Annotated in this window: 14 protein-coding genes; 5 read left to right on the top strand and 9 right to left on the bottom strand. The window is 44.1% G+C overall.

Translation table 11 applies throughout. The features are described from left to right. Positions 1-930: RtcB family protein (locus AB4Z17_RS25965; protein ID WP_441963005.1), on the top strand; the 930-nt coding region annotated here is incomplete at its 5' end. Between the two features lie 118 nt (positions 931-1,048). On the opposite strand, the gene AB4Z17_RS25960 is transcribed toward AB4Z17_RS25965, so the two are convergent. The 3 genes from AB4Z17_RS25960 to AB4Z17_RS25950 are packed head-to-tail and all read right to left on the bottom strand — an operon-like array spanning position 1,049 to position 4,103. Next, positions 1,049-1,282 (bottom strand): hypothetical protein, encoded by a 234-nt coding sequence (locus AB4Z17_RS25960; RefSeq protein ID WP_441963003.1) that lies wholly within the window; start codon positions 1,280-1,282, stop codon positions 1,049-1,051. 10 nt (positions 1,283-1,292) lie between these two features. Further along, on the bottom strand, positions 1,293-2,495 hold the full coding sequence (locus tag AB4Z17_RS25955) for a Ger(x)C family spore germination protein (protein ID WP_441907406.1): 1,203 nt from the start codon (positions 2,493-2,495) through the stop codon (positions 1,293-1,295). 3 nt (positions 2,496-2,498) lie between these two features. Beyond that, a complete protein-coding gene (locus tag AB4Z17_RS25950) occupies positions 2,499-4,103 on the bottom strand; it encodes a spore germination protein (protein WP_441907405.1) in 1,605 nt (534 codons plus the stop codon). Positions 4,104-4,343: 240 nt separating this feature from the next. Here AB4Z17_RS25950 and AB4Z17_RS25945 point away from each other — a divergent pair, with 240 nt between their 5' ends. From AB4Z17_RS25945 to cydS, 4 genes are all read left to right on the top strand, one after another. Beyond that, the gene (locus AB4Z17_RS25945; protein WP_441963001.1) at positions 4,344-5,441 is read left to right on the top strand and encodes a GerAB/ArcD/ProY family transporter; all 1,098 of its coding nucleotides are present in this window, start codon (positions 4,344-4,346) and stop codon (positions 5,439-5,441) included. Between the two features lie 381 nt (positions 5,442-5,822). Continuing rightward, positions 5,823-7,175 carry a cytochrome ubiquinol oxidase subunit I gene (locus AB4Z17_RS25940; RefSeq protein WP_441962999.1) on the top strand — a complete coding sequence of 451 codons (1,353 nt, stop codon included), beginning with the start codon at positions 5,823-5,825 and terminating at the stop codon, positions 7,173-7,175. Then, the gene (locus AB4Z17_RS25935; protein ID WP_441962998.1) at positions 7,172-8,185 is read left to right on the top strand and encodes a cytochrome d ubiquinol oxidase subunit II; all 1,014 of its coding nucleotides are present in this window, start codon (positions 7,172-7,174) and stop codon (positions 8,183-8,185) included. The genes AB4Z17_RS25940 and AB4Z17_RS25935 overlap by 4 nt, the downstream gene beginning before the upstream one ends. A gap of 29 nt (positions 8,186-8,214) precedes the next feature. Beyond that, positions 8,215-8,319 carry a cytochrome bd oxidase small subunit CydS gene (gene cydS / locus AB4Z17_RS25930; protein ID WP_441907401.1) on the top strand — a complete coding sequence of 35 codons (105 nt, stop codon included), beginning with the start codon at positions 8,215-8,217 and terminating at the stop codon, positions 8,317-8,319. 63 nt (positions 8,320-8,382) lie between these two features. Here the strand turns inward: cydS and AB4Z17_RS25925 are convergent, their stop codons facing one another. From AB4Z17_RS25925 to AB4Z17_RS25900, 6 genes are all read right to left on the bottom strand, one after another. Next, the gene (locus AB4Z17_RS25925; RefSeq protein WP_441962996.1) at positions 8,383-9,852 is read right to left on the bottom strand and encodes a phytoene desaturase family protein; all 1,470 of its coding nucleotides are present in this window, start codon (positions 9,850-9,852) and stop codon (positions 8,383-8,385) included. Further along, positions 9,849-11,084 (bottom strand): glycosyltransferase, encoded by a 1,236-nt coding sequence (locus tag AB4Z17_RS25920; protein WP_441962994.1) that lies wholly within the window; start codon positions 11,082-11,084, stop codon positions 9,849-9,851. The genes AB4Z17_RS25925 and AB4Z17_RS25920 overlap by 4 nt, the downstream gene beginning before the upstream one ends. Beyond that, a complete protein-coding gene (locus AB4Z17_RS25915) occupies positions 11,039-11,794 on the bottom strand; it encodes a lysophospholipid acyltransferase family protein (protein ID WP_441962992.1) in 756 nt (251 codons plus the stop codon). The genes AB4Z17_RS25920 and AB4Z17_RS25915 overlap by 46 nt, the downstream gene beginning before the upstream one ends. Continuing rightward, a complete protein-coding gene (locus AB4Z17_RS25910; protein WP_441962990.1) occupies positions 11,763-12,485 on the bottom strand; it encodes a carotenoid biosynthesis protein in 723 nt (240 codons plus the stop codon). Before AB4Z17_RS25910 ends, AB4Z17_RS25915 begins: the two co-directional genes overlap by 32 nt. Then, complete coding sequence (locus AB4Z17_RS25905) at positions 12,482-13,357, bottom strand: phytoene/squalene synthase family protein (protein WP_441962988.1); 876 nt, start codon at positions 13,355-13,357, stop codon at positions 12,482-12,484. The genes AB4Z17_RS25910 and AB4Z17_RS25905 overlap by 4 nt, the downstream gene beginning before the upstream one ends. Before the next feature lie 4 nt (positions 13,358-13,361). Continuing rightward, the coding region (locus tag AB4Z17_RS25900; protein WP_441962986.1) for a phytoene desaturase family protein at positions 13,362-13,953 on the bottom strand (592 nt) is incomplete at its 5' end.

The following is a 13,953-nucleotide window of genomic DNA, read 5'->3' as shown; positions in this document are numbered from 1 at the left end:
GTAGATGGACTGGACAGTTATCTAGGCAGCCATGATTTGTCCTATGATAGTCAGATTGGATCGATCGGCGGCGGCAATCATTTTGTAGAAATTCAGAAAGTAGTGAATATACGCAATCATGCTTTGGCTAATGAATGGAATATCAAAGCTGGCCAAATCGTCATTATGATTCATACAGGCTCTGTATCTATCGGGCATCACGCAGGTCTGAACATTAAGGAGATGCTGAAAGAAATTTACCCCGCCTCGCTTAAACATCCAAGCAATGGGATCTATGTCCTTCCACAATCCGAACAATATGAATATCAATGGAATCGTTATTGGAACCTCCTTCATAACGCAGCAAACTTCGCTTTTGCTAATCGCTTATTTCTAGGGCTTATGCTTCAAAAGTCTTTGTCCAAAAGCTTAAAGGATTTTGAGTATAAATTGCTCTACGATGCCCCTCACAACTTTGTATGGGAAGAAACGATTGATGGCAGCGAAGGTTTTATCCATCGCAAAGGCTCTTGCACAGCAAAGTCAGCTGAACAAATGGCCAACACCCCTTTTCAATTTACGGGTGAGCCGGTCTTTATACCTGGTTCCATGGGAGCGAAAAGTTACATCCTTGCAGGACTTGGCAATCGTGAGAGCTTATTCAGCGCTAGTCATGGTGCTGGTCGAAGCCTTTCAAGAGGTGATTCAGTAAAAATAGATGATGCTTTGTTTCGCGAATTTATTTCCAAGTTTAATATTGTTACACCTATTGATCCGAACCGTAACGATATTAAATCCAGACAGGATATACTCAAGAAATGGGAAGAAGAGTTAAAGAAAGAGGCTCCGTATGCTTACAAGGATATCAATGCGATCATCGAATCGCATGAAGAACACGGCATGGCACAAATTGTTGCAGAAGTTGAACCTATTTTAACGATAAAAGGGTAAAGCTTTTTATACTGAAGGTTTAGTGGTTTAAACTAAATTTCATTTTTAATAATTAAAACAGCAAAAAAGCCACGTCCTTGTGACGTGGCTAACTGACAACGCTCTATTTTAGACAGCTTTATTTTAACCATGTATCCAATAAGTGTGAAACAGGATTATAAATGTAGATAATCCCATCCAAAGGGTTGGGGAGTCCAATATGTAAAGCTTCAGCAATACCTATTAAGGTTCCAAACAGCAGAAGAATGGAAAATATCCACAATTCTTTTTTGGATTTTCCTCTTAATAGCGCAGGAACATCAATGGCGATAATTAAAGCGACCGCTACAAGGATCAATATGATAGGTACCATATATGCATCTTCACTCCTCTTTCCTCATCTCTTCCAGAAAAGAATTAGACACCGTACCTAAATGTCGAATCTTATGATTTACCTTCACGTTTACTGGCATCGTCTCAAACGTGTGATCCCAATTTTTTTTGAGCTTCCTCCATTCTTTAGGATTCGATCGATGAATAACATCCCCAAATCCAAAAATATCAACTTTGTATTTCTTCTGCACTTTTTTTACTGCCGCGTTAATGAAACCTTCCACTTTGCTGTTTGCTAGCATCTCTACTTCAGCAATATTTTTCGTCTCCAACAAATCTATCGAGCATTGTACTTCCCCTATATTAATTTCTAATCGTACTTCGATATCGATCTGAGGTTGTCCATCCTTTACGCTGCCTTTGACCTTCGTCTTAGACCGAATGACCTCGAACGTAATTTTGCCGCCTTGTGGACAAGTAACAAAACCCACTGTGCTTTTAATTTCATCGCTAATATAGTTGTATGCTTTGCTTTCAGTTTCATTTAGCCAACCAATCAACTTATCCTTCTTAAATACCGCTAGTCCCGAATATTGCAATGTAGTTGGGGTCAGAACCTTCTCCATATTTCTCTTTTCTTGCCCTATTTGCTCATCCCCCAAAACGACAAGACCTGTTAATACAGGATCTCTTCCTTCGCTCACGAGTGTAGTAATAAGCTGATCCAATGTAACCGTCGTTGTTGGAGCCCATTGCTTCTCTGAAGTCTGAAGGGTAGAGAACAGACTGACCGCGGGGATCGTTTCCAGTTTTGTTAATACTTTCAGCGTATTCTCGGCAGTCGTATGCTTTGATACAACGATAAAGAAATCAGTACGAATTTCTTCGTCTCTTGATAAGAGATCTAACGCCTGACCAATTCCTTCCTTGGCCAAGGATTCACCAAGAACCACAATTCGCAGATGGGAAGGATAAATTTTACGAGGGCTTACAGTGGTCATTTTGCGTATCGCTTCGAAAATGGTATTTGCCGTGATTTGATACGTTGTGACGGGTGTCTTGTCACCGACCTTCTTCCCTGCAACTTCAGTAGGCTCGACGACCTGAACAGAAACCTTATATTGATTTCCGACCTTGTCAATTCCCAAAGCTACCGCGATTGCCAGCTCATTCAACTCACGGCCTTTCCAACAACCTGTGACAAATATAAGCGAGATGACAATTAAACAGAGTAAACATCTTTTACGCTTCATCGTTTATCCACCTGCATTATCACGCGTCGGTTCAGCATGACTACTTTGTTCGCGAATGATGTTGTTTTTATTGATCAATCTAGGCCTCGTTAGCATTGCCCAGCGGGGGAATCGGAAAATGGTATCCTTTTGCTCCTCAAGATTAAATGGTGCAAACGGACTCAGATAGGGAACACCGAATGAACGCAAACTGCACAAGTGAAGTACGAGTGCAAAAATCCCTATTATTATCCCGAACAACCCAAAAGAAGCAGCAAGTATCATTAAAGGAAAACGAAGCATTCTAAAGGTCATGGACATGTCGAAGGCCGGAAGCACAAAGCTTGCAATCCCCGTTAATGCAACGACGATTACCATGGCAGCAGATATAATCCCCGCCTCAACAGCCGCTGTTCCAATGACTAACGTTCCTACAATGGAGACGGCTTGTGCAATCGCCTTTGGCATTCTTAAGCCAGCTTCCCGTAAAATTTCAAACGTTACCTCCATCATGACTGCCTCGATGAATGCAGTAAAAGGTACCCCTTCTCGTTGAGCAGCCAAACCGATCAACAGCTGCGTGGGCAGCATTTCCTGATGAAATGTAGTTATAGCAATATAAAGAGACGGACCTAATAGAGAAATAAAAATACTAAGAAAACGAAGCATACGAATCAGCGTGCTGATATCCGCGCGCGTATAATAATCCTCAGCAGCCTGTATGAACGAGATAAATAATGCTGGGACGACCAATACAATCGGCGTTCCATCAACCAAAATGGCTACTTTCCCTTCCAAAAGCTCCGCTGCTATGACATCCGGACGTTCCGAATGATACAACGTAGGAAAAGGAGTATAGGTTTTTTCCTGAATTAATTCCTCAATGTAGCCGCTCTCCAATATGCCATCAATATCGATCCGATCGAGACGACGATGCACTTCTTCTACTATCTTGTCATTTGCAATTCCTTTGATATACATGATCGATACGTCGGTTTTTGTCACTCTGCCAATTGACTTTGTAGTGAGCCATAAATTAGGATCTTTTATTTTGCGGCGGATTAACGCCGTATTGGTTCGAATACATTCTGTAAAACCTTCTTTCGGTCCCCGAATGACAGTCTCTGTCGTAGATTCCGTGACTGCACGGTCTTTCCAGCCTCTCATTCCGATGATGAACCCTTGGGCGCAACCATCCAATAATAAAATGACATCTCCAGACAACAAAGCAGTTGTCAAAGAACCAAATTCAGAAACATCCTTGATAGCTCCGACCGTTAGAATTTGATCCTTCACAACTTGGAGGATCTTCTCTGGACTTGATACGTTTGGGTCAAGCTCCGTATTAGGGATGCTTGGCATAAGCGATTCGATGATGAATTTCTGGACAGATTGCAGATCCGATAAACCATCTGTATAAAATATCCCGGCTTTAAACTTCTCTCCCGCTCCAATCTGAATTTCTCTGATCACAATATCGCTGCTATCACCTAGCATATTTTTTACATATTGAATATTATCATCAAGGCTTAAATTCAGCCTTTTTTCTTGGGGAGCTTTGTTTGAATCAATGTGCTTGGATGCAGGAAGCTCCATTTTGTTTTTTGATTGATTAATGAAAAACCCCATTTGTCTATATTCCTCTCTGCTCTGAAATAGGGTGAGTTTTGTGAAAATATCTTTTACATTTGTTAACCAAACTTCGTTGATTCATACATTCATTGAATGGGGAGAGTAACTAGGATAAGTGTTTATTCAACTGAGTATAAGGCAACAATTAGAAGATGCTGCAAAGCTTTAGGAAAAGTAATGGGTATGGTTTTTACGGACTATATAATATAGCGCGGATAACATAGAAAGAGGCCAAAAATGGTAAGAGACATCAAAATAAATGTAGCTCAATTTACTGTGTTAGTCATATTGTATTCCGTTGGTACTGCTGTCTTAATTATTCCATCAACATTAGCTGAAATCGTCAAACAAGACGCTTGGATCGCGGCTATACTCGGCGTGGGATTAGGGATGTTACTCGTATTATTGTACAACGCCGTGGGGAATATTTATCCAGAAATGACCCTAGTTGAAAAAAATGATAAACTTCTCGGACGCTGGTTGGGCAAGGCCGTTTCTATTACTTTTATTTTTTTTGCATTCATTACAGCGGCAGATCTTTTGTATTATATGGCGGATTTTATAACTACACAGATCATGGCCGACACACCAGCGCAAGCTATTCATATTCTTTTTGCTTGCATAGTCATCATGGGAGTTCGTCTTGGTCTTGAAAATCTAGCACGGACAGCGGAGTTTTTTTTCCCTTGGTTCATTTTATTATTTATCATTTTAGTCATTTTCATTTCGCCGCAAATCGACTATCACAACATTCAACCCGTATTTGATACTGGAATAAAACCGATGATTCGTTCTACCTTAATCTTCACAAGTATTTTCTCTCTATCTCCTGTTGTTTTTTTAATGATTTTCCCTGTTTCAGTGAATCAACCTAAAAAAGGTCAAAAAGCTTTTTTGATAGGAACATTTATAGGGGGATTCATTTTAATTATTATTATCGCTTTGGCTATTCTAGTTCTCGGTCCTGATACAACAGGAAGGCATATGTATCCAAGTTTTGCGCTAGCCAAAAAAATAAACACAGGAAATTTTATACGTATTGAAGCCATAATGGCTGGCATATGGTTTGTCACGATTTTTTTCAGAACATCACTGTATTTTTACGCTGCTGTAATCGGTCTTGCACAAACGTTGAATTTAAAAGACTACCGTTCACTTACATTACCTTTAGGGATGATCATGGTCGTATTTTCCCTCATTTTACATCCTAATGTCCTTCATGGAAGTGAATTCAACAAAGGAGCATGGATACCTTATGTCTCGACATACGGACTCATTCTTCCTTTGATTTTATTAGGAGTTCATGCGTTTCGAAAACAATTTTTAAAAAACTAAAGCTTGAAAATAGGCTGTCCAACTGGTCATCTAGACGATTGGACGGCCTTTATTAATTCCCCCCCACTTACTCCTGCAGTGTTCATCGATTCGTTACATTTCACCCTCCATATAGCTCTATCGAGTCATATTATTTTCACTTCATAAAGGGCATACTGATTTCAGCCCAATTGGAAGCTGTAATCATTTGTTTATTGTGAAATACATCACATAGTTTGAAAGCGAGTGAAACCATGAAAGAAAATAAACATAATCGTTCAAAACAACAGGAAAAAAAATTAATTATGTTATGTGCGGTTGTCACACTGCTCATGCTGCTGTCGATCATCCGTAAATTTATGAGTTAGTTCAAAAAAATCAATCATCTAAGGAGTGAATTCCATGCTGCTTAACGGCTATGATCCCGTTGTATTCAGTCGTATATTAACCTCTCTCACCCTTGGCTTCCACATCATCTATGCCACGATAGGTGTCGGCATCCCGCTGATGATAGCACTAGCCGAATGGATCGGCATTAAGCTGAATGACTTTCATTACCTGCTGCTTGCAAGGCGCTGGGCTCGCGGCTATGTAATCACCGTTGCAGTCGGTGTCGTAACAGGAACAGCAATTGGACTGCAGCTAAGTCTGCTATGGCCAAGCTTTATGAGAGTTGCTGGACAATCTATCTCCCTGCCTCTTTTCCTTGAAACCTTTGCATTCTTTTTTGAAGCCATCTTTCTCGGTATTTACCTCTACACTTGGGATCGCTTTAAAAGTAGGATGACGCATTTTTGGCTGTTGATTCCCGTCGTTATTGGTTCATCAGCTTCAGCATTCTTCATTACGATCGTGAATGCATTTATGAATTATCCGGTTGGATTCACTTTAGTTAATGGTGAAATCGCGGACGTTAATCCTATCGCAGCAATGCTTAGCCCAGCTATGCCGACTAAGGTAGCACACGTTCTCTCTTCAGCTTACTTAACCTGCGCTTTCATACTCGCAGCCATTACGGCATGGTCGCTGCTTAGAGGCAAAGATCATATTTACTATAAGAAAGCTTTAAAGCTCACAATGGTCTGTGCTTTTGTCTTTATGATTTCTACTGCGCTTATCGGAGATTTATCGGGAAAATATCTTGCAAAATATCAGCCAGAGAAGCTGGCGGCAACGGAGTGGCATTTTGAAACGATGGGCAAAGCGCCGCTTATACTCGGAGGTATCCTTACCGAAGACAATGAAGTGAAATACGGACTAAAAATCCCGTTTGGCCTAAGCATTCTCGCTCACAGCAATCCTTTTGCTGAGGTTACTGGATTAAATGAATTTCCCGAGGATGAGCATCCGCCTCTATGGATTCATTATCTCTTTGACATTAAGATGGCTTACGTAGCCTTTATGGTGCTGGTCTCCCTTCTATTTATAATTGAAATGGTTCGAAAAAAAGGGAATACATACCGCCGCTGGCTTCTTTGCGCCGTTGTTATTGCCGCTCCAGTAGCGATACTCACCATTGAGCATGGTTGGATTTTCTCAGAGGTTGGTCGGCAGCCGTGGATCTTAAGGGGCATTATGCGTACTGCGGAAGGTGCAACGACATCCGATCATGTCGATTTGATGCTTTTGCTATTTGCTCTGCTTTATCTTGTGCTTGGCATTTCTTCTGTAAGAGTTCTAATAAAAATGTTCCGAAATAATCACGCTGAAGATGAAATAGCTGCCTACGAGAAGGAGGCTCATGATCCATTATGAGTTATGAAGTCATTGGTATTACCGTGCTCTGGACTTTTCTGTTTGGCTACCTCATTATAGCTTCTATTGATTTTGGCGCCGGTTTTTTCAGCTATTACAGCTCCATTACTGGAACGAGGCATCTGATCCATTCCATCATTGATCGGTATTTATCCCCAGTATGGGAGGTCACGAATGTTTTTCTCGTTTTCTTTTTTGTCGGGTTTATCGGATTTTTTCCGGATACCGCCTATTATTATGGAACTGCCTTGCTTATACCGGGAAGCATTGCCATCGTGCTGCTAGCCATTCGAGGGGCTTATTATGCTTTTAATCATTACGGCTCACGAAGTCGAAAAATCTATACACTCATGTACGGGGCTAGCGGCTTGCTTATTCCAGCTGCCTTATCAACGGTACTAACGATCTCAGAAGGTGGATACATCAAGGTTACAGACGACGGAAAAGTAGTATTTCTCGTTAACGAACTGTTTAGAAGCAGCTATTCCTGGTCCGTTGTTCTGCTCGCCCTTGTAAGCGTGCTGTACATATCGGCTATGTTCTTAAGCTTCTATGCCCATAAAGCAGGCGATGCGCCTGCATTTAAGATCGTTCGAACATACKCGCTCGTATGGAGCTTGCCGACAATACTTAGCAGCCTTCTTGTTTTCTTCGCCATCCATGACCATAATCGTGAGCACTATGAGAAAATGCTGGATAGATCATGGATGTTCGCTTTATCCTTTCTCTTTTTTATGTTAGCCGTTTACTTGGTGTGGAAGCGCCAGCGACTTGGATTATCGTTTATTTTCGTCATTTTGCAGTTTGCTTTCGCGTTTTATGGATACGGTTCAGCCCATCTGCCTTACATTCTGTATCCCTATTTGACCATACACGATAATTTCACCAATGACTCGATGGCTATTGCGCTAATCGTAGCATTTGTACTCGGCTTGCTGCTTCTGATCCCTTCACTATACTTGCTGATGCGTCTGTTTTTATTTAACACAAAATACGTCAAAGGCAAATAAATACCGTAAAAGAAAGCAGGTGTACGATATTGGAATTTACTTTAATTATGGTCGCCCCTCTTCTCATAATAGTCATCGCAGTAGTGTTCCTATTTGTATGGGGTGCTAAAGGCCAAACTTCGCCTAGGGAATAATCTCAATAAAAAACGCGCCTTTTCCTTCTGGAATTGGGCGCGTTTTTTTATTGAGATCTGTGTTTACGATGAAAGTATCGCTTCTGCTACAAGCTGCCCTGACAGGGTCACCATCGGTGTTCCCCCGCCTGGATGCGTCGTGCCTCCGACAAACCATAAACCCTTTAGATCGGCTTGATTGGAGGGCCTGGCAAAGGTTTGGCGCGCTGTATTGGAGGAAATGCCATATATAGCTCCGCGGTATGCCGATGTCTGCTCTTGCATATGGTCAGGAGTGTAGACTCCTGAAATCTCTGAATCATCGATTAAACCAGACAAGCCATATGCTTCAAGTTTCGATAAAATGCGTTTCTGATACGATTCGGCTTCTTGCTCCCATTTCAACTGCGGAGAAGTGTATGGAGCGTTAGTCAGGATAAACAGGTTGCTGCCTCCAGCAGGGGCCATCCCATCCTCTGAATAACCTGAATGGCAAATGTAAATTGCAGGGTTCTGAGGTGCTCTTCCTTGCTGGAAGATGTCGTCAAACTCACTGCCATAGTGTTCTGGGAAAAACACAGTATGATGCAGCAGCTGGCTGTAGGTCTTCTTACTGCCAATGAGGGAAACAAAACCTGATAACGATGGCTCATACGATGATATTTTGGCATTGCTCATGCTTGGTCGTTTTGATTCTTCCAGCAGGTTTTTGCAAATAGCCAGCACATCACCATTTGCGATGATGATTTCAGCTTTATAGTCCGCTTTGCTCGTAACAACACCTGTGATTCGACCGTTTGTCGATGTAATCTGTTGAACTCTCTCGGACGTATGAATCGTTACACCTAGCTCCTGAGTAAGGCGGCCGAATGCCTCCACAATCTGGTAGGTGCCGCCCCTCACTCCGTAAATACCCAGCTGCAGCTCCAAATGAGCAAGCATGGCAAAAATAGACGGAGCCGTTCTGGGAGCCGATCCTACATAGGTCGCATAACGTCCGAAGAGTGCAAGTGTATTCGGATGCCTAAAGTAACGGCGAAGCAGCCGTTCCAATGTTAGCCATGGACGAATCCGCAGCAAACCCGCAAGCAGCCTTACGTCTGCTTTATCCTTCCATGACAGCAGCAGCCGATTCATGAAGAGCTGGTCAGCTTGTTGATATAACGCAGCAGCCTCTTTCATAAATGAGCGATACTGCTTCGCATCCTCTGGACTATATGCAGCAATTTGCGCTTCCATTAGAACGAAATCAGAGCATAAATCAACCGTCGTTCCGTCTGCAAAATAATTCCGCGTGCCCGGGATCAGCGGATAAAAGGTAACGTAGTCCTCCATTCTTCGACCAACGTTCTCGAATACCTRCTGAAATACATGAGGCATCGTAATCGTGCTTGGTCCACGATCGAAGCGATAACCGCCAAGCTCAATGCGCTGAAGCTTTCCGCCGAGTGCTGCCTGTTGTTCAAGCACAGTGACGCGATAACCCGCATGTGCCAGCCGAATAGCTGCAGATAATCCGCCTAAACCTCCGCCAATGACAATGACTCGCTTCACGAATACCTCCTCCCTTTCCATTCATAACCCGTCCCATTGAGACTCGCCCGCCACGAGGCCAAGGCAATCGCTGACAGCAGAAATATACTTGCCGGTAAACAGAAGGATAGGTACCAGGGCTGTCCACTTTTCCTATCAATGATTCTTTTCAGACAAACACCTAGCAGATAGCAGAGCGAGCTTGGCAATAAAACAGTTGTAAGCCAACCTTCCGGATAGGCATGCAAGAGAAACCCAGCTAAACTAATGATCATCATTAACGGAGGCAGTATATAAAGCAGGGTGTACATAAACAACATAATGCCAAGCAATAAGCTGTTGCGACCTACGCCTGCAAATATATTTTTCTTATAGCCGTTCCAAACCCCTGCAGCGTTCTGATACATGCGCATGGAAATTTGGGGGCAAACGTAGGCTAAAGTGACGGGGAGCCCGGTTTTTTTGACAGCACCAGCCAGCTGCATATCATCGACAAGATGGCCTTTGAAGCCAGCATGGCCGCCTGTCGACCAGTAGCTTTCTGCTGAAATCATCAGAAAAGCGCCGTGTGCGGCGACGAACTTTGGATCTGGCGATTGCCGAACGAGTCGTATCGGCAGATGGCAGGCAATCGAGAAGCTCATCATCGGGACGATGAGCTTCTCCAGCCATGTTCCAGTTTCCTGCTTAGGGAAACCGGTCACAAGCCCTTGACCTTGCGCTAACGCGGTGTCAAGCGCATCCGCGAGCGCACCCGGCTCAAGCCGCGCATCCGCGTCGAGGAATAACCACCATTCGCCGCGCGCCGCTTCGGCGAGCTGATGACATGCGTGCGACTTGCCCAGCCAGCCGAACGGCAGCACATTACCGGGCAAAACGCGAACACGRCTGTCGCCTGCTGCAGCAAGCCGCGCAGCTTCTGCTGTTCCGTCTGTGGAACGATCATCCAGCACCAGCACCTCGATAAATATGGAAGGCTCCAGCAGCACCGATTGTWTACATGCTGCGATGTTATCCGCTTCATTACGCGCTGGAATAAGAACCGACAGCCGTGGTTTATGTTTGATTCCGTGAGCATGTGGACCATCATGTTGAATGGACTCTGCTCCTCCTGACAGCCAAATTCGTCCTTTGCCGGTTCCTCCCAGTGAAGGCATCTGCGAGAGATTCCATAACACAAATAATAGCTGCAGCATCAGGGCTGCAGCTACCGTCCAAAAAAAGATTTCCACCTTGTCACCCCGTTCATCCAAGCATCAAAAACCTCGTTCGTTGACCGTTTCGCCTTCAGCATTGATCGATACTCGGCTAGCTCCCCATGAGCTGCTGCTATTACTGCAAGGCGGTGTTCATTCAATTGATCCTCCAAAGCCGATTCAAGCATTGTCGTAATGGTTTTACGTCCCAGCTGCTGCCATGCTCTGTGGATAGGTTTACCGAATTGAAGACTGACTTCTGCCTTTTGATGAAGTCCTAGCGAATAATATGCGGTTACGGGCTGAACAATCGTTCCCGGACAGCGCTCCAATAAATAGCCCGCGCCGGTTTGAAATCTTAAAGGTCTACGCTCCAGATGCTCGATATCTCCTTGTGGAAATAACCAAACTCCATATCCTTGATTTAATAGACTCTCACTATATCGAAGGGAAGCAACGATCGCTCGGCTTGACTTCTTATCAATCGAGAAAGCTCCTATTTTGCGAAAAAATCGATACCGCTTCATTTGCTCTTCATCCATCATCATATAGTGTTCACGCACTGAAGCGTTTGCGATCGCATGATATACAACCATTCCATCCCACCAAGAGCTATGATTCATAAGATAGAGCACAGGCTGGCCTTGCGGAGCTGGATCGATCTCACCGCTCAGCTGAAACGCGTGAAAATGCCGTCTTAACAAATAGTTTTCATTGTATTGCGCGAATACTCGTTTAAACCACTTGCTTGAGCCTGCTGCGATCAATCCTTCCCGCTCCTTCCGCTACAATGATAGCTGCCAATGCGATGATGAACGGCATCATTAAACCTTCCTTGGCCCCTAAGAGACCAAACATAAGCAGCATCATTTGCGTGAGTCTTACAGCCTCGATTCGAACGTTCGCCGATACTTCTCTTAAAGGGAACAGAAATGATATAGCTGCTGATATAACGAACCAACTGATGAAGTTTGCTGCCGGTATCCCGTAGAAATCACCAGGCTCATGCCAAATCCAGAACTGCCTAGCGAAAGCCACTGGATCGAGTACGAGGTCAAAAACAACCGTCCATAAGCCGGTATGGAGCGCACGCGTCCATCGATTGGAGAAGGCAGTCATTCGCATCACAGTGACAATGACACCGATCCACGCACAAAATATGGCGATGGGTACTCCGCCAAGCGAGATGCCAAGTAAAGATGTGTATTGGTAATCTCCAAACGGCCATCCCATCGTCACACCAAGCCATTCTACAGCAAACGTAAGTACCCCAACTAGCATTATTCTACTCCAGCTGCGACGGCGCTCCTCGCCCATCATGCCTTCAATATGAATGGCATACAGGGCAAAAAACACGAGAAACAAACCATTGGAAAAGGAAAGCCACGTTGGAACGCCAATGGTCAGCATGAGGATTAGCCCGATGCAATACCAAAAAATAAATAGGTAGCGGATCATAGCGATACCGCATTGCTGTCATTCACCTCTGATATGAGAGTATATTTCATTTTTATATTCGTATAAAGCTTTAATTTATTTAATGAGCTGACGATAGCTCGCTTCTTATAGACTTCGTAGTTGGCAGCCTTTACTTCATCCAAAATCGCTGCATAGAAGCTTGCGGCCAGCTCAACTGAAAAAGCGCTGCTGGCAGGATACGTTTCAAGCCCGCGCAAGCCTCGTGCGAACCAACTGCGTGAGAGTGTATCCAGCTCTTGCACAAGATGTTGAAATCGTTCGTCGACAACGCCCATTTCGAAGTCAATTTCGGAATAGTGATGACGAGCGAGCAGCTCAAGCGGCAGGTAACGACGCCCTCTGCTCTGATCTTCGCCAACGTCGCGAACAATGTTTACAATTTGCATCGCTTTGCCAAGCCATATTCCCGCTTCTATTACTTGAATATCTGGCTGATCATGCAAGACTGGGAGAAGCATCTCCCCAACAGTTCCAGCAACCAAGTAGCAGTAGTCCTCCAACTGCTCCATCGTCTCATAGTGGGTGAAAGATAAATCCCGGCGCTGTCCCTCCATTTGTCTGAAAAACGGTTTTTTGCTGAGCGGAAAAGTATCAAACAGCCACCGTAAAGAAGGCCATATGAAATGATCCGCTGCCTGATCCAAACGGTTAAAATGTTGTTCAAGCTCATCAATGGTATAGGGAGAACTTTGCGGCTCATCTACTGCATCGTCTATCATGCGGCAGAAAGCATAAATAACGTAAACGGCTTCGCGCCTTGGGCTAGGCAAATAACGAAAAGCTTTATAGAACGATGATGATCCTTTCTGAATCATCGCTTCACATTGCGCCAAATAGACAGTGGGTTCCATGAGGTCACTCCTTTAACAAATAGTTGGCTAGCAATCTGGCACCTTGCATAACAATCGGGATTCCACCGCCAGGATGCACCGATGCCCCTACAGCATACAAACCTTTTATCGGATATGGCACGATTTGAGGACGGAACACTGCCGACTGTCCAAAAGTTGGCGCGATGCCGAAGCTGCCCCCATGATAGAGTCCATCCGACTCCGCGTCCTGCGGCGTCCTTACTTCCTTCCATTGAATCGCAGCTCTCAAGCCGGGAAAGCCCCTCTTCTCAGCCTCATCAATTACATGCTCGACTAACGCGGGCACTTCATCCTCCCAAGCTACAGAACCGTGTGGCGGAGCGGGAATCAGCATATACATGACGCTCTCACCCGGAGGTGCTGCTTCCATATCCATAGCTGACGGATAAAATATGTAAAAGGATGGATCTCGCGGAAGCTGATTGTTTTGAAAAATTTGTTTTAATCCGCTTTGTAAATTGTCAGGTAAAAAAAACTGGTGAACGGAAGCTTGATCCCACTGTTTGTTTAGGCCTAAATAGATCAAGATTGTTCCTGATGACGGCTTATAGGCTTTCATTGGAACAGTGTTCTTT

The organism is Paenibacillus sp. TAF43_2 (assembly GCF_052113545.1).
GTDB lineage: Bacteria > Bacillota > Bacilli > Paenibacillales > Paenibacillaceae > Pristimantibacillus.
Note: the sequence above shows the minus strand (reverse complement) of the source record. Positions and strands in the feature narration are given on the sequence as shown.